This is a genomic window from Mucilaginibacter gossypiicola, assembly GCF_900110105.1.
Classification (GTDB): domain Bacteria; phylum Bacteroidota; class Bacteroidia; order Sphingobacteriales; family Sphingobacteriaceae; genus Mucilaginibacter; species Mucilaginibacter gossypiicola.
In genome coordinates, this window is the sequence record NZ_FOCL01000004.1 from 644,426 (window position 1) to 665,912 (window position 21,487).

Annotated in this window: 24 protein-coding genes; 16 read left to right on the top strand and 8 right to left on the bottom strand. The window is 41.3% G+C overall.

Features of this window, described 5'->3' with window-relative positions; translation table 11 throughout:
- Positions 1–211: 211 nt before the first annotated feature.
- Positions 212–1,696: an acetyl-CoA carboxylase biotin carboxylase subunit gene (gene accC, locus BMX50_RS16315; protein WP_091211593.1), complete on the top strand. Its 1,485-nt coding sequence runs from the start codon at positions 212–214 to the stop codon at positions 1,694–1,696.
- Here accC and BMX50_RS16320 read toward each other — a convergent pair.
- On the bottom strand, positions 1,693–2,154 hold the full coding sequence (locus tag BMX50_RS16320) for an NUDIX hydrolase (protein WP_091211594.1): 462 nt from the start codon (positions 2,152–2,154) through the stop codon (positions 1,693–1,695). The genes accC and BMX50_RS16320 overlap by 4 nt on opposite strands.
- Positions 2,155–2,243: 89 nt before the next feature.
- On the opposite strand from BMX50_RS16320, the gene BMX50_RS16325 reads away from it, so the two are divergent.
- Positions 2,244–2,741, top strand: coding sequence for an SRPBCC family protein (locus tag BMX50_RS16325; protein WP_143065194.1), 498 nt, complete (start codon positions 2,244–2,246; stop codon positions 2,739–2,741).
- 86 nt (positions 2,742–2,827) lie between these two features.
- Positions 2,828–3,412, top strand: coding sequence for a riboflavin synthase (locus BMX50_RS16330; protein WP_091211596.1), 585 nt, complete (start codon positions 2,828–2,830; stop codon positions 3,410–3,412).
- Here the strand turns inward: BMX50_RS16330 and BMX50_RS16335 are convergent.
- Positions 3,409–4,551, bottom strand: coding sequence for a tetratricopeptide repeat protein (locus BMX50_RS16335; protein WP_091211597.1), 1,143 nt, complete (start codon positions 4,549–4,551; stop codon positions 3,409–3,411). The genes BMX50_RS16330 and BMX50_RS16335 overlap by 4 nt on opposite strands.
- A 111-nt stretch (positions 4,552–4,662) precedes the next feature.
- Between BMX50_RS16335 and BMX50_RS16340 the strand changes: the two genes are divergently transcribed.
- A complete protein-coding gene (locus tag BMX50_RS16340; RefSeq protein ID WP_091211598.1) occupies positions 4,663–4,950 on the top strand; it encodes a hypothetical protein in 288 nt (95 codons plus the stop codon).
- Between the two features lie 60 nt (positions 4,951–5,010).
- On the opposite strand, the gene BMX50_RS35060 is transcribed toward BMX50_RS16340, so the two are convergent.
- Genes BMX50_RS35060 through hscA form a run of 3 tightly spaced genes read right to left on the bottom strand, consistent with a single transcriptional unit; the run spans position 5,011 to position 8,057 of the window.
- Positions 5,011–5,142: a hypothetical protein gene (locus BMX50_RS35060; protein ID WP_262494038.1), complete on the bottom strand. Its 132-nt coding sequence runs from the start codon at positions 5,140–5,142 to the stop codon at positions 5,011–5,013.
- A gap of 29 nt (positions 5,143–5,171) precedes the next feature.
- Complete coding sequence (locus tag BMX50_RS16345) at positions 5,172–6,164, bottom strand: hypothetical protein (protein WP_091211599.1); 993 nt, start codon at positions 6,162–6,164, stop codon at positions 5,172–5,174.
- Between the two features lie 36 nt (positions 6,165–6,200).
- Positions 6,201–8,057 carry a Fe-S protein assembly chaperone HscA gene (gene hscA / locus BMX50_RS16350; protein ID WP_091211600.1) on the bottom strand — a complete coding sequence of 619 codons (1,857 nt, stop codon included), beginning with the start codon at positions 8,055–8,057 and terminating at the stop codon, positions 6,201–6,203.
- Between the two features lie 151 nt (positions 8,058–8,208).
- Here hscA and BMX50_RS16355 point away from each other — a divergent pair, with 151 nt between their 5' ends.
- From BMX50_RS16355 to BMX50_RS34570, 5 genes are all read left to right on the top strand, one after another.
- Positions 8,209–9,159, top strand: a complete 951-nt coding sequence (locus tag BMX50_RS16355; RefSeq protein WP_091211601.1) for an aldo/keto reductase — start codon at positions 8,209–8,211, stop codon at positions 9,157–9,159.
- Between the two features lie 265 nt (positions 9,160–9,424).
- The gene (locus BMX50_RS16360; protein ID WP_091211602.1) at positions 9,425–11,182 is read left to right on the top strand and encodes an ATP-binding protein; all 1,758 of its coding nucleotides are present in this window, start codon (positions 9,425–9,427) and stop codon (positions 11,180–11,182) included.
- Between the two features lie 92 nt (positions 11,183–11,274).
- A complete protein-coding gene (locus BMX50_RS16365) occupies positions 11,275–12,159 on the top strand; it encodes a helix-turn-helix domain-containing protein (protein WP_091211603.1) in 885 nt (294 codons plus the stop codon).
- A gap of 4 nt (positions 12,160–12,163) precedes the next feature.
- Positions 12,164–12,571 (top strand): DUF983 domain-containing protein, encoded by a 408-nt coding sequence (locus tag BMX50_RS16370; RefSeq protein ID WP_091211604.1) that lies wholly within the window; start codon positions 12,164–12,166, stop codon positions 12,569–12,571.
- A gap of 165 nt (positions 12,572–12,736) precedes the next feature.
- Complete coding sequence (locus tag BMX50_RS34570) at positions 12,737–12,889, top strand: hypothetical protein (RefSeq protein ID WP_167667965.1); 153 nt, start codon at positions 12,737–12,739, stop codon at positions 12,887–12,889.
- 79 nt (positions 12,890–12,968) lie between these two features.
- Here the strand turns inward: BMX50_RS34570 and BMX50_RS16375 are convergent, their stop codons facing one another.
- Positions 12,969–13,277, bottom strand: a complete 309-nt coding sequence (locus BMX50_RS16375; RefSeq protein WP_143065195.1) for a hypothetical protein — start codon at positions 13,275–13,277, stop codon at positions 12,969–12,971.
- A gap of 366 nt (positions 13,278–13,643) precedes the next feature.
- Between BMX50_RS16375 and BMX50_RS16380 the strand changes: the two genes are divergently transcribed.
- The 7 genes from BMX50_RS16380 to BMX50_RS16410 all read left to right on the top strand — a co-directional run bounded on the left by BMX50_RS16380 (position 13,644) and on the right by BMX50_RS16410 (position 19,318).
- Positions 13,644–14,711 (top strand): NHL domain-containing protein, encoded by a 1,068-nt coding sequence (locus BMX50_RS16380; RefSeq protein WP_091211606.1) that lies wholly within the window; start codon positions 13,644–13,646, stop codon positions 14,709–14,711.
- A 72-nt stretch (positions 14,712–14,783) separates the two neighbouring features.
- A complete protein-coding gene (locus BMX50_RS16385; protein ID WP_091211607.1) occupies positions 14,784–15,428 on the top strand; it encodes an HAD family hydrolase in 645 nt (214 codons plus the stop codon).
- A gap of 155 nt (positions 15,429–15,583) precedes the next feature.
- The gene (locus BMX50_RS16390) at positions 15,584–16,558 is read left to right on the top strand and encodes an ABC transporter substrate-binding protein (RefSeq protein WP_091211608.1); all 975 of its coding nucleotides are present in this window, start codon (positions 15,584–15,586) and stop codon (positions 16,556–16,558) included.
- Positions 16,559–17,428: an ABC transporter permease gene (locus tag BMX50_RS16395; protein WP_091211609.1), complete on the top strand. Its 870-nt coding sequence runs from the start codon at positions 16,559–16,561 to the stop codon at positions 17,426–17,428.
- Complete coding sequence (locus BMX50_RS16400) at positions 17,425–18,174, top strand: ABC transporter ATP-binding protein (protein WP_091211610.1); 750 nt, start codon at positions 17,425–17,427, stop codon at positions 18,172–18,174. Before BMX50_RS16395 ends, BMX50_RS16400 begins: the two co-directional genes overlap by 4 nt.
- Before the next feature lie 34 nt (positions 18,175–18,208).
- Positions 18,209–18,454: a hypothetical protein gene (locus tag BMX50_RS16405; protein ID WP_091211611.1), complete on the top strand. Its 246-nt coding sequence runs from the start codon at positions 18,209–18,211 to the stop codon at positions 18,452–18,454.
- Between the two features lie 342 nt (positions 18,455–18,796).
- A complete protein-coding gene (locus tag BMX50_RS16410) occupies positions 18,797–19,318 on the top strand; it encodes a tetratricopeptide repeat protein (RefSeq protein ID WP_091211612.1) in 522 nt (173 codons plus the stop codon).
- A 169-nt stretch (positions 19,319–19,487) separates the two neighbouring features.
- On the opposite strand, the gene BMX50_RS16415 is transcribed toward BMX50_RS16410, so the two are convergent.
- Both BMX50_RS16415 and ctlX read right to left on the bottom strand, forming a co-directional pair.
- Positions 19,488–20,384, bottom strand: a complete 897-nt coding sequence (locus BMX50_RS16415; protein ID WP_091211613.1) for a Fic family protein — start codon at positions 20,382–20,384, stop codon at positions 19,488–19,490.
- Between the two features lie 146 nt (positions 20,385–20,530).
- On the bottom strand, positions 20,531–21,448 hold the full coding sequence (ctlX, locus tag BMX50_RS16420; RefSeq protein WP_091211614.1) for a citrulline utilization hydrolase CtlX: 918 nt from the start codon (positions 21,446–21,448) through the stop codon (positions 20,531–20,533).
- Positions 21,449–21,487: the final 39 nt, after the last annotated feature.

Below are 21,487 nucleotides of genomic sequence, written 5' to 3' on the forward strand. Positions count from 1 at the left end.
TGTCGGAACTGCAAAACCCGCTTAAGCCGTATTAAGCGGAGCGAACTTGCTAAATTTTTCCTGTTTGGCTTACCTCTCAAAAAATACATCTGTTATAAATGTTCCCGTAAAACTTACAGGTGGGTTTCTAAATAACATTTAATATTTCCTGCCGCTTTTATAAGCATCTGGCATATGATAAGTTTTTGGATAAATCAATTACATTTGTTTTATGCAGAAAATATTGGTTGCCAACCGGGGTGAAATTGCCTTGCGGATTATGCGCTCTGCGCGCGAAATGGGTATTAAAACCGTTGCTGTGTATTCAGATGCGGATAGAGATGCTTTACATGTGCGCTATGCCGATGAGGCTATAAACATAGGAGCGGCTCCTTCCAGTCAATCTTATCTTGTTGGTGAAAAGATCATAAATGCCTGCAAGCAAACCGGCGCAGAAGGGATACATCCCGGATATGGATTTTTAAGTGAAAACGCCGGTTTCGCCCGACTGGTGAGGGATTCGGGACTTATTCTTATCGGCCCTTCGCCAGAAGCTATGGAAATAATGGGTAACAAGCTATCTGCTAAAAGTGCGGCGCTTAAATACAATATCCCCATGGTACCCGGAACGGAGGAAGCCATTACCGACGTGAATGAAGCCAAGAGGCGGGCCATTGAAGTGGGGTTCCCGATATTGATCAAAGCAGCTGCAGGTGGTGGTGGTAAAGGGATGCGCATTGTTGAAAGCGCCGGAGACTTTGAAGAACAGATGCAGTTGGCGGTTTCTGAAGCTACATCTGCCTTTGGTGATGGTTCCGTTTTCATTGAGCGCTATGTTTCATCCCCCAAGCATATCGAGATCCAGGTTCTTGGCGATACACATGGTAATATTGTGCACCTGTTTGAGCGCGACTGTTCGGTACAACGAAGGCATCAAAAAGTAATTGAAGAGGCGCCGTCATCAATATTAACGCCTGAAATAAGGGAAAAAATGGGGCGTTGCGCAGTTGATGTGGCCCGCTCTGTTAACTATACCGGGGCCGGTACTGTTGAGTTTATCATGGATGAGGCGCTGAATTTTTATTTCCTGGAGATGAATACCCGCTTACAAGTTGAACACCCTGTAACTGAAATGATAACCGGTATTGACCTGGTAAAAGAGCAAATCAAAATAGCCAGGGGCGAGGCTATCAGCTTTAAGCAGGAGGATTTAACGATTCGCGGTCATGCTGTTGAACTTCGTGTTTATGCCGAAGATCCTGCTAATAATTTTTTGCCGGATATCGGCACCCTGCAAACATACGTAACACCCAAGGGGCCCGGTGTACGGGTTGACGATGGCTTTGAGCAAGGTATGGAAATTCCAATTTATTACGACCCGATGATAGCCAAGCTCATAACTTATGCAGATACGCGTGCCGAAGCTATTGACCGTATGGTAAGGGCTATTGACGAATATCAAATCACCGGTATTACAACCACGCTTGGTTTCGGGCGCTTTGTGATGGAACATGAGGCTTTTACTTCGGGCAATTTTGACACTCATTTTGTAAAAAAATATTTTACCCCCGAAGTACTGCAGGAAAGCTACGAGGATGAAGCGATAATAGCTGCAATGGTAATGGAACTGCTGCTGAGTAAAAAGAAGGTTTCCATTACTGCGCCGGCCGAGACAGTTGAGGCCAGCAACTGGATTAAGAACAGGAAACAGATTTAATAATTATTCATATCAGCCAATTCATCTATAAAGGCTGCCTGTGCCGGGTTGATTTTTATTTTTGCAGTTGCTATATCAAACCATTCGCCGCGGTCAATTTCATCAAAAGTTTGTTTTTTGCCTGAGCGTGGCGGCCATTCTATTTCAAATGTATTGCTTTTGATGTCTTCAGAATTGATGTTGCCCTCTACCGCCCAGGCCTGTACTGTTTTACCTCCCTTTTGTTTGATTGGGCTCAACGCTACAAAATCTCCTGTTATTTCATGCCCGGTTTCTTCCTGAAATTCACGTTTTGCTGCTGCGAGGGGATCTTCATCTATTTCGTATTCGCCTTTGGGTACCGACCATGAGCCGTCGTCTTTGTTTTTAAAAAATGGTCCGCCCGGATGCACAAGAAATACCTGTAAATCCTGAGCTGATTTTCGATGCAATAAGATCCCGGCACTTTGCTTTGGCATGTTTAAGATTTAAAGGCAAGTTAATGAAAGCCTTAATTATAATTGTTATTTTTGGTTACAAACACCCCAAACCGATATACAATTTTATTATGGCAGACGACAGATGGAGCAAATTCAAAGTAACAGCTGATGTTGACACAGATGTACGCAGTATGTATGAAGCCTGGGCTACTCCCGAAGGCCTGGAAACATGGTTTTTACGCAAAGCAGACTTTTTTGCCATAGCTGGTCGCCAGCGCGAGCCACAGGAGTTTATCAAAAAAGAGGATACTTATACATGGTATTGGCATGGATATGATGATACTACTATTGAAAGTGGCCAGGTATTGGAAGCCAACGGTGTGGATGTTGTAAAATTTACTTTCACGGGAGGTACTGTAGTTAGCGTTTCCATAACCTGCAAATTGGGTATTGTTATTGTTGAACTGCTGCAGGAAAATATCCCGGAAGAAGCTGATCCCGAAAAAAATCTTTATGTACAATGCCAGCTTGGCTGGACATTTTATCTGGCCAACCTCAAATCGGTGTTGGAAGGCGGCAAGGATCTTCGCAATAAGCGTAAAGATCTGTTCTCGAGTTTCAAATAATTTCATTTACTGCTGACAAACCATACTATAAAATGTTATAGCTTTGGTGGCAATCAAAATAGCCCTTTCAATGGGCCGGGAGGCATATGTTTACAGGAATTATAGAAACTTTAGGTAAGATCACCGATCTGCAACAGGAAAAAGGGAACCTTAATATTACTGTCGAATCAGCTATATCGCATGAGCTTAAGATTGATCAATCGGTAGCGCACAATGGCGTTTGTCTTACTGTAGTTGCTTTGGCCGATGGCTTGCACGTAGTGACCGCTATTGAAGAAACTCTAAATAAAACCAATCTTTCCCATCTCAAAGTTGGCGATCCGGTAAACCTGGAGCGCTGTATGCAAATGAACGCCCGGCTTGACGGCCATATTGTTCAGGGCCATGTTGACCAGGTAGCCATTTGCACAGCCTTTAAAGAACTCGACGGCAGTTGGGAGTATACCTTTGAATATGATGCAGCAAGCGGTAACGTAACCGTAGAGAAAGGCTCTATCTGCGTAAATGGCATCAGTCTTACTGTTGTTAATTCACATGCTAACAGTTTCTCGGTAGCTATTATTCCATACACGTTTGAGCACACCAACCTGCACAATGTGCAAGTTGGTAGCCAGGTTAACCTTGAGTTTGATATCATAGGCAAATACGTTGCCCGCTTAATGCAACGCTAAATCCCTAACGATTTAATTCGCTCTTTTGAGTAGGCGATATAAGTTTTTTGTGAATCCTTTGGTTTGCTTGCCAGGTATTTTTTATAATACTTAATGGCTATTCGTTTATTCTTCAATTCGGTATCATACAGCGTGGCAAGCGCATAATAAGTGATAGCATCGGGCTTATACAGTAAGCTTTTCTGATATGCTTCAATAGCGCTTTTAAGCTGATGCAGGTGGTCGTACGAATCACCTTTTTCGCTGTAATAGGAGCTTACACCGGTAGATATAGCTTGTTCAATTGCTCTATCTAAATATATAATAGCTTTTGTATTGTTATGCAAGGCTTTGTAGCTCATGGCCGTGTAATAGAAGGATGATTCTGTACCCAGATTGGCATCTTCCATTATCTTGAAAGTTTTGATGGATTCCTGATAGTTAGCAGTCATGTAATAGGAGGTGCCCAGCATAAACACAATACTGGTGGCTTGTTCTCCTGCATCCATTAGTTTTTTGGCAATGGTAACAGTTACCAGGTATCTTTTTAAGGCGTATGATGCTTGTGCCTTGCCTTTCAGGAGCAACAGGTTGGCCGTGTCGGCAACCAAGGCTTTATCAATAATATTTTCGGCATTACTATATAGTTTAAGGTTGATGTAAAAGGAAGACAAATCATAAGCAACATCAGGATTAAGCGGATTGATTTTGTTGGCTTTTTGAAGGTATACCGTACTCCCTTCTATATCACCTATGTTTTGCGACAGATCTGCCAGCTGTTTATATACATCAAAGTTAGTAGTATCCTTCAACAAAATCTTATTTACATATATCAGCGCTTTTTTATTATTGCCACGCCTTTTTATGATCTCGCTCATGTTATATAAGTTAGTAAGGCTTGTGGTATCGGCATCATAAATTCGTTGATAGTAATTTTCGGCATCAGGCAGGCGTGAGGCCATTTTTGATGTATAAGCCAGTTTGGCTAATACTTTTAGATCCGTAACGGGTTCAGGATATGTTTTTTTGAGATAATCGGCAGCGTCTGCAAAACGTTGGTCTTGATAATAATCGAGCAGGAGCGAATCATTGGGCGGCTGTTGAGCACATAACTGCAATACTGAAAAGATAAGGAATAAGGTTGTTAATAGGTTTTTCATAACTAATTATTTAGTTAAACTAAGTTATTAGTTATGGGTGGGAATTCCAAATCTGAAACAATTTTTTATTAGGGTGGTTAGATTTATAAGTAATACTTAAAACCACACATTATGGATAAGTTAAAGAAATTTGGACTGATGGAAAAAATTGTCCATGAATTGGAAGACCTCAAGAATAGCCAACAGGCTATCATTGCTAAGTTAACTAAAATAGAAGTTGATAATATCGAGCTCGGTGACAAACGCCTTGAAAAGGACCTGCCAGATATGCACCAGCGGGTATCAGACAACCTGGATACTATTACAGCCATCCTCGAAGATTTTGCCAATCAGACTGCCAGCTACAGCAATAGCAATAACATAGCAGCACTGAAAGAACAGGAAGCTTTAGGGAAATAAAAAAGAAAACTCCCCGGGAACCGGGGAGTTTTCTTTTTGAAGTTATCTTCAAAATTTAAATCAACGATTTTCTTTTCTCAGCTGAAATAGATTTTCGACGTCTTCGTGTTTAATGAAATCTCCCATCGCAATCTCTTGGTCGGCAGTGGTTAATTGCTCATCATAATCTATTTCCTCCATTTCATCTTTCATAATACTAATATAGTGAATGAAAGATTTATTTACTGGTACTGAATATAAATAGGAGCAGGCTTCAAACTCAACACCTCTTTCGGAGTAAGCATCCGGTGCGGCTCATTCTTAATGTCGTTTTTATAGAACAATTTAAAGCCTGTAAACTGAACAGGCTCTTCAGAAATGAAGTATTTGTAAGTCCCTTTTTTTAGTTCCGGGCCACCCCACCCATCCATATCCATTACTACCTGAACTTCGGGCCTTAATTTAATATCCTTATAATTGGTTACCATGCGTTTGGTAAAGCGATGAACCACAAATATTTTGGGCGGCAGGTCGTTCTTTTTTACCAGCTTGGCTAAATAACCCGTTACGTAATTAATATCATCGGCATCAAATGTGCCTATACGTTTTCCGGGTACACTGCCTTCTTTCATAGAAAATTCCGGGTCGATACCTAAATGTACGTTTGGCATCTTCATGTATTTCTCCAGCAAAGGCAATTCGGTTTGTACCGTGCTGAAGCCAACCTGTATATCCAGAAATACAAGCGCGTTGATGCTTTTTGCCCAGCTGATCACGGTATCTATCTGGCTAAAGGGCATGCGCAGGTTATGTAAACCATTACGACCTGCATCAGCCTGTGCAGTTACGCAGATATAGTGGAGAGCCGGTACCACATTGGTAGCGGTATCGGCTTTTTCCCAGTTTTTTACCTCTTCCTTTAATTTATTGAGCATGGTTTTGCGTGGGTATTGGCCCAGTACGCCCATGTTTTTAGAATAAAGATTGCCATAAAACGCCACAATGCGGTTAAACGGCAAAATAGCGCCGGGCAGGGGATATTCTTTTGTTTTTACCGGCCAGCGACCACTTTTATCACCGTTGGCCAGTTTTTTCATCAATGAATCGTACTTTAAAGTATCCAGCATTGACGATTTTGCAGCCGTATCACGGAAGTGTTTACGGGTTGAGGCACAAGCCGAATTAGTAACGGCAATAGAAATAAACAGGGCTAAAGCAGAAATTGTCCTTTTCAAATTTTAAGATTTTGACTTAATTAGCAATATCTGTGCCTATTCTATACTCTTGCCCTTCATGGCTGTACTTATAGCCTGATCCATCAAGCGTTCGGCAAAAGGTCTGGTGAACTCGTTAACCTCATCAATTGTTTTTAAAATCAGGTCTTTATCACCGCTTGTTAGGGCCTCTTTCAGTTTCTGAACAAGTTTGGTAGTATCAGCTATTTCTGTAACGGAAACATAGTCGGCATTTTTTTGCAGAAAGCGTTCAACGGTATAAACCATTTGCTCGCCTTCTGTACGTGCCTCAATAAGCATACGCTGGCTCACATCATCTTTAGCGTGGGTAATGCTGTCCATCAGCATTTGCTCCACCTGCTCGTCGGTAATGCCATAGGTTGGTTTTACTTCAACTTCCTGTTTTACGCCCGACCGAAGTTCAATAGCCTGAATAGTAAGGATACCATCAGCATTCAATAAAAAGTTAATATCAACTTTAGGGAAGCCGGCAGGCATCGAAGGAATACCTTTTAAATCAAATTCGGCCAGTTTACGGTTTTCTTTAATAAGATCGCGCTCTCCCTGGTAAACAGCAATTTTCATGTTCACCTGTCCATCTATAGAGGTGGTGTATTGTCTGCCGCCTTTAGTTGGTACTTTAGAATTTCGGGGGATGATCACGTCCATCAGGCCGCCCATAGTTTCAATCCCTAAGGATAGGGGGGTAACATCCAATAATAAAATATCTTTACGGTTACCGGCCAAAATATCGGCCTGTATAGCAGCGCCTAAAGCAACTACTTCATCCGGATTTACATCATCATGCACCGGGCGACCGAAAAACTCGGCAACCATACGTTTCACCAAAGCCGTGCGGGTTGAACCGCCAACCATAACCACTTCATCAATCTGGTCGATGGTTAGTTTGGCATCATTAAGCGCGTTTTGGCAGCTGGTGATGGTTTGTTGTACTTTAGGTAATATCAGTTCTTCAAAGGTAGTACGATCAAGTGTACACCAGATATCGCCTATTTTATCATTAACCAGGCTTTGATGCGCGAAGGCTTTTTTGGCTTCTTCGGCTTTTAAGCGTAATTGCTGGGCAAGTTCGGTATTGGCAAGCACCTCAGCTTTATTAAGCTGGTTTTTCTGAATCCAGTAATCAACAATAATGCGGTCAAAGTCATCACCGCCTAAAAAGGTATCGCCATTGGTTGACAGCACTTCAAAAATGCCGTTTTGGATCTGCAGGATGGATACATCAAAAGTACCACCACCAAGGTCATAAACTGCTATAGTTTTTGTTTCTTCGGGGTTAAGGCCTATACCATACGCCAAGCTTGCGGCTGTAGGCTCATTCACGATACGCAAAACATCAAGCCCTGCAAGTTTACCTGCATCTCGGGTGGCCTGGCGCTGCGAATCATTGAAGTAGGCAGGTACGGTGATCACAGCACGGTTAACTGGGGTTTTAAGGGCATGTTCGGCGCGGGCCTTAAGCTCTTTCAATATCTGGGCCGATAGCTCAATAGGAGTGTAGAATTTATCGCCTACTTTGATCTTTACCAGGCTTTCGGTATCGTCGTCAATTACTTTATAGCTAAAAAAGTCTTTATAGTTTTCAATATCGTGATAACTGCGGCCCAATAAACGCTTAACCGAAAATATGGTGTTTTGCGGATCGGTTATCAGATACTCTTTTGCCTCATTACCAACCAGCACATCGCCGGTATTACCAAAATGCACTACAGAGGGCACCAACACACCTTTACCTGCGTCATTAATTACCTGCGGGTTTTTATCAGGATTGATAAATGCTACCAGCGAGTTGGTGGTGCCAAGATCGATACCTACAATGATCTCTTCTTTTTGTAATGAGCCTGTTGCCAGGTTGATAGAAACTTTAGCCATTATATTAATTTAACAAAGGGCAAATGTACTTAGTTTTAAGCGATGCATTGTCGTTTTTAATTCAGTTTTGTTACAAATAAGCACCGGGTTATTTCATTTAGCTGACAAACAAATGCGGCTTAATTCATCTTTTTATAAAAAATAACAACATATGGAAAAGCGTGAATTAGGCAAATCTGAACTATATACAGCGCCACTGGTTTTTGGCGGTAACGTTTTTGGTTGGACTGTTAAAGGCAATGATACCGCTGTTTTACTGGATGCGTTTTTAGATGCCGGTTTTAACACAATTGATACCGCCGATGTATACACCAGATGGGTTGAGGGCAATAAAGGAGGAGAATCGGAAACGGAGATAGGCAATTGGTTAAAGCAAAGCGGTAAGCGCGACCAGGTCATTATTGCCACAAAGGTGGGTGCGGAAATGGATTCGGAAAGAAAGGGTTTGAAAAAGGATTACATTATCAAATCTGCCGAAGACTCATTAAAAAGACTGCAAACAGATTATATTGATCTGTACCAGAGCCATTATGATGACCCTTCAACGCCCGTTGAAGAAACCCTGCGCGCTTACGATCAGTTATTGCAGGAAGGTAAAGTTCGCGCTATTGGCACATCCAATATGTCGGTGGAGCGGTTACATGAGTCTTTAAAGGTAAGTGTTGAACAAGGGCTCATCGCGTACCAAACCCTACAGCCGGAGTACAACCTGTTTGACAGGGAAAAATATGAAACCACCTATGAGCCCTTTCTGAAGGAAAAAAACATAGGTGTGATTAACTACTTTTCATTAGCCAGCGGTTTTTTAAGCGGTAAATACCGTTCGGAAAGTGACTTGCATGGGCGTAGCCGGGCCCGTTCGGTTAAAAAATATCTTAATGAGCGTGGTTTTAAAATATTGAAAGCACTTGATGAGGCGGCCGCTCAATACAACATAAGCCAGTCGGCAATTGCTTTGGCCTGGTTAATTGCACGGCCAAGTGTAACGGCGCCTATTGTAAGCGCTACCAATCTTGATCAGCTTAAAGAGTTTGTTGCAGCTGCCAATTTGAAGCTGAGCGATGAAACTATCGAAGCCCTGAATACTGCCAGCGCTTATTAAATATTCTTTTATAATTTAACGGCACGCTTTCAACCAGAGGCGTGCCGTTTGTTTTTAGCAGCCTGATTGGTAAGGTAAAAGCTGATTTTTGATTGCTTAATAATTACATGAAATTTTTAAATTAATTATTAAACAACAATGTCTTGTTTTTTGCTTTTTTTAAACACTAAAGTTTTAAACATTTCCTGAAAAATACTTTATTTACTAAACCGAACTCTCCGTTTTAGAGTATAAAGGGTTCTCTCTAATTAATTTTTTATTTTAAATGGAAAAGCTGAAGCGGATTATTGGCTATGGCGAGCCTGATTTGTCGCTGGAGAATAAGCTGTTTAATGCACTCACGTTGTTCATTTGTGTTAGCAGCATTTTTTCGCTGATCTGTAATTTATTCCTGGGTTTAAGTTACAAATTGGAGCTTGTTCAGCTTTTCGTGATCCTGATGTCGGGTTGGGCCTTTTACCGGAGCCGGTTTGTAAGGTATAAGGAGGATGTTGCAGTAATTTACATCGGTATAGGCTTGGCTGCGATTATCCCGGGCTGGTTTTACAACGGCGGGATTGGCGGCTCAACAACACTTTCGGGTGTTTTCTTCATAGTGCTTATAACCCTGCTTGTAAAAAAACGATACCATTATATTTTTATCGGGGCCCTGATAGCTATCTTTTTAGGTTGTTATTATGCCGAAAAGCGTTTTCCGTATCTGGTGCAACCCTACAGTAGTCTTAGCTCAAAAGAATCAGATCTGATAACATCTTCAGTAACAAACGTTTTAATTGTTGGGTTGTTGGTGGGTTTTATTAAAAAGAGCCATGAAACTGATAAACGCGACCTGATACGGAAGAGCGAAGAGCTGCAAGCCTCACAAATTGAACTTTCGGCCTCGCGCGATCAGGCAGAAGCGGCTACATTTGCCAAGTCGAATTTTCTGGCCAATATGAGCCACGAAATCCGTACTCCGCTTAACGGTATCATCGGCACGGCGCAATTGCTATCGCGCACCAATTTGCAGCCCGAGCAGCAGGAGTTGCTTCAAACCTTACAATCGAGCAGTAATTTGCTCATCAATATTATTAGCGATATCCTGGATATCTCAAAGATCGAGGCTGATAAACTGATCCTTCACCCGGTTTCAACGCATCTGCGTAACTGCATAAAAACTGTTATTGAAATTACCGAGCCTGCCATCACAACACTCCATAAACCCTTAAGCTTAACGTATCATGTTGACGATAATGTAGCCAATCACGTAATAGCAGATCAGGGCAGGCTTCAGCAGATCCTGGTTAACTTAATAGGGAATGCCATCAAGTTTACAGATGAAGGTTCGGTAAAGTTGCGGGTCAGCGCATCTGAGATCAGCAACAACATGCAGGAAATTACTTTCAGTGTAAAAGACGACGGTATTGGAATAAGTGAAGAAGCATTAGCCCAATTATTTAAGCCATTTACACAGGTAAATACCACCGCGTTGCGTAAGTATGGTGGTACAGGACTGGGTTTATCTATCTGTAAAAAGCTTGTTGAAATGATGCACGGCCGCATCTGGGTTGAAAGTAAGGAAGCGGAAGGTTCATTGTTTAGTTTTACCCTGCCATTACCGGTTACTTACAGCACTACCGAGCTCGAGATACATGCAGGGGAAAAAGAGGTATTTCAATACCGTCCTTTACGTATTTTATTAGCTGAGGATAATAAAATGAACCAGTTGATAGCCAGTAAGATATTTAAAAAAGTTGGCTATAGCATTGATATCGCCGAAAACGGGCTGGCAGCAGTGAACATGGTTGAGCAGTGTAATTATGATCTGATATTTATGGATATCCAGATGCCTGAAATGGACGGCTTACAGGCCACACGTCATATTTTAAAAAAGCATGGAGATGGTGCCCCACCAATTATTGCCATGACGGCCAATGTGCTGAGCGAAAATGAGCGCGAATGCGCCCAGGCCGGAATGAAAGATTTTGTGAGCAAGCCTTTCACTTTTGAGCGCGTGGAAGATATCATCCAAAAATGGACATGATTTGTACGCGAAAAGCAATAATCGTTGAATAGTACCATACAAAATAAAAATAGTACCATTATGGGCAAAGCTATTGTGTGTAGTTTTGTGTCATGTTACAAAGCATTCCAACTATTGACATTTGTACGCTGGCTGATGATATAAAGCAGGACGAAATCCTGATCAGCAGGTTTGCACATTATCTGGATGTACATAAAAACCTTTTCTTTCCGCACCGGCATTCATTTTACCACCTGGTATTGTTTACCGATGGTGGAGGAACGCATACCATTGACTTTGAAAGCTTTGCTGTGAGGCCGGGCCAGATTTACTTTATGATTCCCGGCCAGGTGCACTCGTGGGAATTTGAAGGTTTTACCGATGGTTATATCGTCAATTTCTCAAGTTCATTTATCCAGTCGTTTTTATTACGTTCGGGCTATTTCGATAATTTTAACTTTTTGAACGGCAATCCAAAAGATGAGGTGGTTGATTTACCTGCCAGCCAGTTACCCGAAATTATTGCCCTTTTTGAAAAAATTGTAACCGAAGTAGAGAAACCTGCAGTTTTAGGCAGCGATATGGTAAGGGTGCTTATGCTCCAAATTTTCATCCTTATAAACCGCTGCCAGGGCAAAGGTGATAACTTCGGGAAACAGGGGTATAATCAAACCCTGATCCGCAATTTTCAAAAGCTGATCGAGCAGCATTATATCGATGTAAAGCTCCCTAAAGATTATGCCGAATTGCTCTATATCACTCCTAATCATTTAAATGCTGTATGTAAGGATGTGCTTGGCCTGTCGGCAGGTGAGGTGATCCGCAACAGGACATTACTTGAAGCTAAAAGGTTATTGACTAATCCGAGACTTAACATAAGTGAAATAGCTTTTAACCTTAATTTTAGCGATAACTCATATTTTACCAAGTTCTTTAAAAAAATAGAGGGCATCACACCCGAAGAGTTCAGAAAAAAAACCTTAAACAATAAATCATAACGTTATGGAAACCCCTAAATATAAATTATCAGCATGGTCTGCCTTTGCAAACGCCAAATGTCCGCGTTGCAGGAGGGGAGACCTGTTTATTACCGGCATGTATGAATTTAAAGGACAGGAGATGCATAAAAACTGTTCGCACTGCGGCCTTGTATATGAGCGTGAGCCAGGCTATTTTTATGTAGCCATGTTTGCCAGTTATGCACTTAACGTTGCCGAAATGGTTACGCTGGCAGTTGCTATCAGTGTTTTAACCGGTAGCAGTAACCCCTGGTTGTATGTTACTATTATTTTAGGGGTTGCAGTAGCTTTGGCTCCATTTAATTACAGGTACTCAAGGGTGATGCTTTTACATTGGCTTACACCGGGTTTGCACTATCACCCGGAGATGAGCGAGGATAAAGCAAAATAATTTAATTGATTGAAATACACAGCGATGCCCTTAACTGAAAAATTAAGGGCATTTTTATTTAAACCAAACGATGCGGCCACAGTCATAATAGTAACAAGCTTGATTTATATAATTTAAATAAGCATTTGAAATTAAGCTTTTTATATTACTTAAAACCATTTTATCATGAAAGCAAAACTTCAATCATTGAAAACCGATTTATATAATGTATTTGTAGTTGGTAATGCCGATGACAGGCAATTGGCAAAAGCGTATTTACTGTTAGCTATCCCTTTGTTTGCTATATTTTTCGGGTTGGGCTCGTTTCCCAAGTTCTAATCATAAAAAAACAGTCGGTACATCTCTGTAACGACTGTTTACAACTGTTCCTAACTAATTAACTAACTATTAAACTAAATTATTTTTCAATTTGGTTTAGGCCAAAGTCATTTGCTGCAATAAGTAAATTATTAAACGAGCGTATTTTATATTCCGTTTGGTGCCTGCCGCTGGTATATCTATTCAAAACATCATCATAATGATGATCCGGAATTACGAGCCGGGTGTTTATCCCTGAATTTAACAGCGAATCTTTATCTAAATAGTTACCGCTTCGTTGCGGGGGCATGTCAAGTGTCTTTTCGGGTGTTGAGGCAAACATGTTGGCACATGCTATTAAAATGAGGGATGCCGCAACCAGTACAAGAAAATGGTAGAATAATTTCATAAGCAAGGTGTAAGTTTTTAACAGAGCCTCTGTGTGTGCAGAAACAAATTATACTCCAAAAGTAACCAACGCTCTATAAAAAGTAATCAGGGATTTCACCGTTTTGCGTACGTAGTTTTACGCAATTATTAATAGATATGAGTGAATAGTTAAATGTAGAAAGAAAATTTGATATAACGTTGATATTTCTATAAAAAAAATTAAAACCTTTTACCGGGCAACAATCAAGATTATAAGGTAATTTTCAGATATTACTTAGGCTATAGCGTTTTAATTTGATTAAGCTTTAATTTTAATTAAATTAGCGCACCTCCTGCACTGATCAGCTATAAAAACCAATTAAAGTATTCTGTTTAAAATTACGTTATGAAGAAAAATGAATTAGCCATTTTTAAAGCAGTGCCATGCCTAATGCTTTTGCTTATTATTTCAGGATGTTCAAAAAAGAGTAATGTCACTTCTCAAACACTATCGGTTGTTGTAAGCACATTTGCCGGCAGCATAAATCCGGGCAACGCTGATGGCACCGGAACTGCTGCCTCATTCAATCATCCGGCTGGCATGATTACAGATGCAGCAGGCAATATTTATTTAGCCGATGCAGGCAATAACCTGATCCGTAAAATAACATCGGCCGGTGTGGTCACTACTTTTGCTGGGAGCGGTGAGCAGGGAGACACCGACGGAACAGGTACCGACGCCAGTTTTAATAATCCGCAGGATGTAACACTGGATGGTAGCGGCAACCTGTACGTTGTGGAAACTACAGGTAAAGTAATCAGGAAGATAACTTCGGCAGGCATAGTTACTACACTGGCAGGAGGTGGAGCAGGAGGTGCCGACGGTACAGGTACAGCTGCAGGCTTTACCGCGCCAACCGGAATAGCGGTTGACGGAAATGGAAATTTATTTGTTGCCGACGTTTATAAGATCCGCAAAGTAACTTCGGCCGGTGTTGTAACTACCTTTGCGGGGTCGGGTGTAAGTGGTTCTGCAAACGGAACAGGTACTGCCGCAAGCTTTTCACAGGTTAAAGGCATTGTGATCGATTTATCGGGTAGCCTTTATGTAACGGATTCGGGTAATAATATGATCAGAAAGATCACCTCTGATGGCGTTGTTTCTACGTTGGCCGGCAGCGGTGCCGAGGGCTCAACAAATGGTACCGGTAATACCGCTACCTTTACAGCGCCTGTTGGCTTAACCGCCGATAATCAGGGTGTTATCTATGAAGGCGACTCGGCCCACTTTATAAGAGCTGTTGATGCATACGGTAATGTTTCTGCAGTTGCAGGTACCGGTTTTTCGGGCCTGGCAGATGGAGAAGGTTCTAAAGCAAGTTTCTCTGTTCCTTACGGCCTGGCTGTTGGTGTAGGTAAAGTTTATGTTGCCGACACTTTTAATAATATGATACGGGTAATTACAGCTCAATAACCTTTTTTCCTTCATAAATTAACAGCAATGTGATAGCCGGCAGGAGTAAAAAACATTATTTTTGCCGGCAATATGAATAATTCGCTAAAAAATAAATACGACAGCATAATTTTTGACCTTGACGGCACCCTTTGGGATAGTACGGCTACTGTTGCCCTGGCGTGGCAGGCAGCTATCAGTAAGGTAGAATATATTAAAGAGGAAATGACGCAAGAACGAGTGCGTTCTATCACAGGGATGACCTATGATGCCATTTTTGATAAATTATTCCCCGAACTTAATGCAGAGCAACGTAAAGAGGTACAAGCCCTTTGCGCTGTTAGCGAGTTGGAGATCCTGTACACCAAAGGAGGGGAACTGTACCCGCAGCTGGAAGACACCCTTAAATATCTTGCTGCAAATTACAAACTTTATATAGTGAGCAATTGCCAGAATGGTTATATCGAACTGTTTTTGGATCTGAACCAATTGCATGGCCATTTTCTTGGTCACCAGTGTTTTGGAACGAAAGGAAACCCTAAGGCTGATAATATTAAAGACGTAGTTAATGATCATCAATTGAAAGCGCCGGTTTATGTGGGTGACACTATGGGCGATTATAGCGCCGCAAAACAAGCCGGTGTACCATTCATTTTTGCAAACTATGGTTTTGGTGTAGTACCCGATGGTATGGTAGCAACTATCAGTAATTTTGCCGAACTTAAAGAACTTGTTTAAGTAGCAGGTCTGTTGGATTTATTTAATGGGAGCAGCTAACCTGCTACCCTAACTTGTGCTGTAACTTATCGCAATGTTATAATCCTATTGTAAAACAATTTTCAGCTTTTGCCATTGTACTTTCAGCTTTACAGCTAAAAAATTAATTTAGTAAAATGAAGTTCATCAAATATCTGCCGGTAGCCTTAGCTTTTATCCTTTTTGCGTCCTGTAAACCGAAAACCAAATCAATGCAGGTGCCTGTAGTTGGTTTTGTTGATGCTTTTGAAGATGCCACCATATCTCAGGCCCGCAAAGGTTTCACCGATGCTTTGGCTAAGAACGGCTTTAGCGAAGAAAAGAAAACCGTTCAGATTGAATATAGCAACGCACAGGGCGATATCCCAACGCTTACACAGATCGTAAACCACTTTGTTACTGATAGTGTTAACCTGCTGGCAACCTGCACAACGTTATCAACGGTGACAGCGCTTCAAAAAACAAAAAGCATTCCTGTTTTTGCTATGGTATCGCCAACTGCCGAGCGTATGAAGGTTGTTGATGCAGGCGGCAAAGCTCCGGCCAACCTTTTTGGCACGGTAGAAGATCTTAATTATATCGATACCTCATTCAGCATTATTCCCAAGCTGCTTAAACCTAAAGGTTCAAAGCTGGTTATCGGGATGATCTATAACCAGTCGGAGCCACAGTCGGCGGATGCCCTGAACCGTATTAAAACATTGGCTGCGGGCTTAAATGTTGATATTGTAGCGCTTCCGTTAAATACATCCGCCGATGCGCAGCTGGTTACGCAATCGCTGCTAAATAAAAATATTGACGCTTTTTTTGCCAATCCGGATAATACCGTTTTTGCATCTTTTGAAACCATCCTGAAAAACTGCAACCAAAAAAATATCCCAATTTTTACCAGCGAAGCAGGTTTGGTGCAACGCGGCGCTGTAGCTGCTTTTGGCGCCGATATTTACCAGTGGGGCTACCAGGCCGGCGAACAGGCAGCCCAATATCTTAAAACCCATAAAACGGATGGTTTGCAGCCCGAAATGGTGAAGATCAGGAAGAGGGTATATAACCCGGCAGCGGCTAAAAAATATAACATCACCATTCCGCCAAATTTTGAGCCTGTAAAATAAATGGATTTTTACCTTACCGCTTTACTGCAAGGCCTGTGCTTTTCGGCCATAGCGCTGGGGATCTATATATCCATGAAGATTTTCAACATTCCGGATATCACAACAGATGGCAGTTATACATTGGGTGGTGTGGTGACGGCGGTATTGTTGACCAATCATCAACCTACTTATGTTATTTTGCCTGCTGTGATTTTGGCAGGTGCAACAGCGGGGGCTGTTACCGGTATTATCCATACCAAATTAAAGATCAATGCGCTGCTGGCCGGGATTCTCGTCATGACGGCGCTTTACTCTGTTAACTTATCCATTTTAGGCCGTTCAAACCTGCCGCTTATCAATTTGCCTTCATTGTTTACATTACTCAATATCGTGAGTGATCCAAATCAAAATACCTTTTGGATCCTTGCTGTTTTTGTTGTTGTGATTGCTTTTATGATTGGGTATTTGCTTAAAACGGATTTTGGAATTGCCATGCGTGCTACAGGTAATAGTGAATCCATGATCCGTTCGTTAGGTGTAAATACCGATAGAATGAAGATCACCGGTTTGGCTTTGGCTAATGCACTTACAGCTTTGAGTGGATATCTGGTAGCGCAGTTTCAGGGCTTTGCGGATATCAGCATGGGGATTGGTATTGTGATAGTAGGCTTGGGCTCGGTAATTATAGCCGAAACATTAATCAATTGGCTTAAACTCACATCAGTATGGTTAAGCCTGGTATTGGTGTTGACGGGGGCTGTGATATTCCAGTTGGTACTTGCATTTACGCTGTCGGTAGGTGTTGACCCTAAATTACTTAAAATAGTTACAGCAGGTTTTGTACTGGTTATTGTAAGTCTGCCGCGTTTATCTTTATTGAAATCATCATGATAACGATAACCGACGTACATAAAATATTTAATAAAGGTAAAGCCAACCAGGTAAACGCGGTTAATGGCATTTCGCTGGAAATCAAAAACGGTGAGTTTTTGGTGATTGTAGGCTCAAACGGCTCTGGTAAAACTACCATGTTAAATTTAATTGCCGGCAGTGTGTTGCCCGATAAGGGAACGATAAGTATTGATAATGCCGATGTTACCAAATTGCCTGATTATAAGCGCGGCCAGTGGATTGCGAGGGTATTCCAAAATCCACTAAGCGGCACTGCACCTGATTTGAGCATCTTAGATAATTTTCGCCTGGCATCGCTCCGCACCAAAACAAAAGGTTTATCGGTTGGGGTAAATGACGTCTTTAAAAAACAGGTTCAGGAAAAGGTAGCCAGTCTTGGGATGGGGTTGCAGGATAAGATAGATCAGCCTATGGGTACATTATCGGGCGGGCAACGACAGGCACTTACCTTGCTAATGAGCGTTATGGATAGCTGTAAGGTTTTACTGCTTGATGAACCTACGGCAGCGCTTGATCCCCGCTCTGCCGATGTGGTAATGCGGACAGCTGATACACTGATCCGTGATTTTAATCTGACTGCTGTATTCATTACGCATAATTTAAAGGACGCTTTTAATTATGGCACACGAATAATACAAATGGGCGAGGGGGGGATTATTAACGATTTATCGGGTACAGAGAGAGCTTCTTTAAAACAAAACGATTTATTCGACTGGTTTGCCTAAAAATTGGCAGAGTAATTGTATAGACACCTGTACCATGAAAAACAATAATTTTGAATCCATATTCGATGCTTACCAGTTGGTGAGCGGCGCGAAAATAAAAGGCAAAAAACACGACGAGATATTTGAACTTGGGGCATATGATGCGCTTAAACGCGGCTATGTACTTTACCCGCTTGAGCACGGTATTAAGTTTGATGACTTTAGTGTTATGATATCCGAAAAAGAATTAAAAACTAACTTCCTGATTGAGGCAGTTAAACAAAATGCGATAGCAGCTTAACTTAGGGCTGCTATTTTTATTTGCTGCTTTTACAAGTCATACAAAGGCCATAAACCTCATGCACAATGTTTTCGCTTTGTGCAAGGGGCTACACTTCTTGCTTTTCTCATCCAATAATTGTAGGTTTGCACATATAAAGTACAAACCGATGTTATTTAATAAATCATTCTGCTCAATAGTAATGTGGCCCATGGTGCCGCAGCAGAAGGGTTTTGCATCGATAATTCTCTTCTCAACTCCGGTATAGCGGTTTCGAAGTACCCAAACCGATCCTACATTTACCACATTAGTTTAACATTAAGCATTACTTAATCGTAAGCTTAACTGAATTTGAAATTTTATATGGACAATTATTATTCAATAGAAGAAAAGTACCTCCAGGCTGTAGATGAACTATCGTTCGGTGAAACACCTAAGGGCTTAAATATATTAAACCAGATCATTACGGATGAACCTTTTTTTGCAAGGGCACATTACCAGTTGGGAATGATACACTATTACAAGATTCAGGATTATCAAACTGCGGGCTATCATTTTAAAACCTGTATGGAACTGGAGCCATCGTTTCCTGATAATTATACGCATTATCTCGATTTGGTGGTGTTCCTGGGTATGGAAAAATCGGTTTCAGCTATTTCGGCCCAGGCTTTAATGACTCCCGGTGTAAATAAGGCCCGCATTTTTGATTTGCTGGGTTTGTTTTACGAAAAGCAAAAAGACTGGAATAAAGCTTTAGGTTACTATCAGGAAGCTTTTATGGACGTGACCGAAAAAGATGAGCGTAAAGACATAGAGGACAGCCTCAAACGCGTACGCTTAAAAATGAAACAGAAACAGGCTTACACCTATTTCATTACCGAATAAACCTGAACAGGTACTAATCGGATACTTAACGAATAGGCCCCTGCTAAGGGGCTTATTCGTTAGTAAAAAAATCCTAATTAATAACGTATGTTTAAAGATACATTATTAATGTAAGTTGCTGTTATACAATCAGCATACAATTTTTGTGAAAAGTGTGCAGAGCCTATCCTTAATTTATCCACTCTATTTCAAAATACCGAAGTAAAGCTTTATAATTATCCTGAGCTGTAAGGCAGGTGTCTAACAGATACTCTTTTATGTGATTCCATTCCTGCAATCCCCTATAATAAAAAAGCTTTAAGTCTTCATCTATAATAAATGGTACAATATTATTAGCAAGGCATTCTTTAAACATGATCAATCGTCCCACACGTCCGTTGCCGTCCTGAAAAGGATGAACAATTTCAAACTGATAGTGGAAGTTAATGATATCCTGAAAGTTTTTCTTTTCGATATTGTGATAGTCAGAGAGTATTTCTTTCATTTTTGCCGGAACGCCCTTTGGATGGCACGTTTCGTTACCCCCAACCTCGTTTGGGAGTTTTTTGTATTCACCCACATTAAACCAATCTTTTCTGCTGTCGGAAGTTCCCGATTTTAGCAAAAAATGCAATTCCTTTATAAGCGCTTCCGTTAGCTTGGCCATGGCTTTATCGATGATCAGATCGATACAACGAAAGTGATTGCTCGTCTCAATAATATCATCTACGTTAACACTTTCTTTAGTGGCTCCAATAGTATTAGTTTCAAAAATATATCTGGTTTGGTCCAGAGTTAGTTTGCTTCCTTCAATGCGGTTCGAATTATAGGTTAGGTCAATCTGTGTACGGTGGTATATACCACCTTTAAGTTTCATGTCCTTTTGCTCTTTCAGATTATTTAGCAAGACATTATCACTAAATCTTTTCTTGTTTTCTTTTTTCGGCAATGCTGCATCTTCCGGAATATTCCAGGTTTTACCGGTTAGAAAAGCTCCTTTAATTTTCCCTGTAGCACAGTAATTTCGTATAGTCCTTTCCGGAACATTCCATTTTTTTGCAAATTCGTTTACCGAAGTATAGCTCATGATTTGATATTATTGCCGTTACCGGCAAATATATGGCAAATAAAGCTTTGTTTCTGTGGTTTTTTGCCGATAACGGCGGTGACTATTGAGGCATTTCTTCGCATCGCTTTGTTAGCTTTACCGTCAAATATTCGGTAGCCGGTTAACTATTTAGCTGGCAAATGCACCTCGGCCATCATGCATCTTGCGCTGCCACCACCGTTGGTTTCAATGGTATTGATATCTGCATAAACTAACTTTCCATATTTCTGCAAAGCCGAACGCTGAGTATCGTTTAAAGTGTTATAAGCATTTTGCGACATCACGATCAACGTTTCGCCAGCTTTATTTTTCACCTCGAGCATATTGCCCGCAAACCGGTTCATCTGCTCAAAAGTGATTTCAATAATTTCTTTGTGCGATGATTTTAATGACGCTGTAACCGTTATTTTTTCGTGCGGATTGGGGATGCTATCCAAACAGATCACCGCAAACCCACTGCCGATACACATCAACACATTGGTATGATAAATTGCCTTACCTTTTTCATCAACGGCATCAAAGCTGACAGGTTGGTAACCCGACTGCTCACAAAAATAACTAAGTACCTCTTTATCTGTACGGGGCGACAGGCATGCATATGCTATTTTGTTATCCCTGTCAAGCACCATACTGCCGGTACCTTCTAAAAAGCGGTGATCATGCTCAAAGCGGCTCAGATCTATTACATGGGCAACTTTGAATTTATCCTCCAAATCGGTTATGATATCTTCCCTGCGCTCAAGCCGGCGGTTTTCTGCCTGCATAGGGTACAGGAAAACACCGCCATCATTATGGAATGATACCCAGTTGTTCGGGAATATCGAATCGGGCGTGTAGGGCTGTGGGGTATCATCTACAACGGTGACATCTACACCATTATGGCGCAAAATGTTAACCATACTATTAAACTCGCTTAATGCTTTTTCCTGTACGCCATTTTTTTCGGCATCGGGGTTCTGAAAAGCATTGCTTGCAGCAGTTTCTTCATTAAACCCGAAATTAACCGGGCGGATCATTAATATATGCGATGTTGACTGACTCATGATGTCTGAACCTTGATTTATGGGATTAATGGATTAACA

Coding starts and splice junctions, on each gene's coding strand:
- BMX50_RS16405 (WP_091211611.1), top strand. CDS start 18,209: ATGAAAAACAATAATTTTGAATCCATATTCGATGCTTACCAGTTGGTG.
- BMX50_RS16325 (WP_143065194.1), top strand. CDS start 2,244: ATGGCAGACGACAGATGGAGCAAATTCAAAGTAACAGCTGATGTTGAC.
- BMX50_RS16395 (WP_091211609.1), top strand. CDS start 16,559: ATGGATTTTTACCTTACCGCTTTACTGCAAGGCCTGTGCTTTTCGGCC.
- BMX50_RS16390 (WP_091211608.1), top strand. CDS start 15,584: ATGAAGTTCATCAAATATCTGCCGGTAGCCTTAGCTTTTATCCTTTTT.
- BMX50_RS16375 (WP_143065195.1), bottom strand. CDS start 13,277: ATGAAATTATTCTACCATTTTCTTGTACTGGTTGCGGCATCCCTCATT.
- BMX50_RS16385 (WP_091211607.1), top strand. CDS start 14,784: ATGAATAATTCGCTAAAAAATAAATACGACAGCATAATTTTTGACCTT.
- ctlX (WP_091211614.1), bottom strand. CDS start 21,448: ATGAGTCAGTCAACATCGCATATATTAATGATCCGCCCGGTTAATTTC.
- BMX50_RS16335 (WP_091211597.1), bottom strand. CDS start 4,551: ATGAAAAACCTATTAACAACCTTATTCCTTATCTTTTCAGTATTGCAG.
- BMX50_RS35060 (WP_262494038.1), bottom strand. CDS start 5,142: ATGAAAGATGAAATGGAGGAAATAGATTATGATGAGCAATTAACCACT.
- BMX50_RS34570 (WP_167667965.1), top strand. CDS start 12,737: ATGAAAGCAAAACTTCAATCATTGAAAACCGATTTATATAATGTATTT.
- BMX50_RS16415 (WP_091211613.1), bottom strand. CDS start 20,384: ATGAGCTATACTTCGGTAAACGAATTTGCAAAAAAATGGAATGTTCCG.
- BMX50_RS16340 (WP_091211598.1), top strand. CDS start 4,663: ATGGATAAGTTAAAGAAATTTGGACTGATGGAAAAAATTGTCCATGAA.
- BMX50_RS16410 (WP_091211612.1), top strand. CDS start 18,797: ATGGACAATTATTATTCAATAGAAGAAAAGTACCTCCAGGCTGTAGAT.
- BMX50_RS16370 (WP_091211604.1), top strand. CDS start 12,164: ATGGAAACCCCTAAATATAAATTATCAGCATGGTCTGCCTTTGCAAAC.
- BMX50_RS16400 (WP_091211610.1), top strand. CDS start 17,425: ATGATAACGATAACCGACGTACATAAAATATTTAATAAAGGTAAAGCC.
- accC (WP_091211593.1), top strand. CDS start 212: ATGCAGAAAATATTGGTTGCCAACCGGGGTGAAATTGCCTTGCGGATT.
- BMX50_RS16380 (WP_091211606.1), top strand. CDS start 13,644: ATGAAGAAAAATGAATTAGCCATTTTTAAAGCAGTGCCATGCCTAATG.
- BMX50_RS16365 (WP_091211603.1), top strand. CDS start 11,275: ATGTTACAAAGCATTCCAACTATTGACATTTGTACGCTGGCTGATGAT.
- BMX50_RS16320 (WP_091211594.1), bottom strand. CDS start 2,154: ATGCCAAAGCAAAGTGCCGGGATCTTATTGCATCGAAAATCAGCTCAG.
- BMX50_RS16330 (WP_091211596.1), top strand. CDS start 2,828: ATGTTTACAGGAATTATAGAAACTTTAGGTAAGATCACCGATCTGCAA.
- BMX50_RS16360 (WP_091211602.1), top strand. CDS start 9,425: ATGGAAAAGCTGAAGCGGATTATTGGCTATGGCGAGCCTGATTTGTCG.
- BMX50_RS16355 (WP_091211601.1), top strand. CDS start 8,209: ATGGAAAAGCGTGAATTAGGCAAATCTGAACTATATACAGCGCCACTG.
- hscA (WP_091211600.1), bottom strand. CDS start 8,057: ATGGCTAAAGTTTCTATCAACCTGGCAACAGGCTCATTACAAAAAGAA.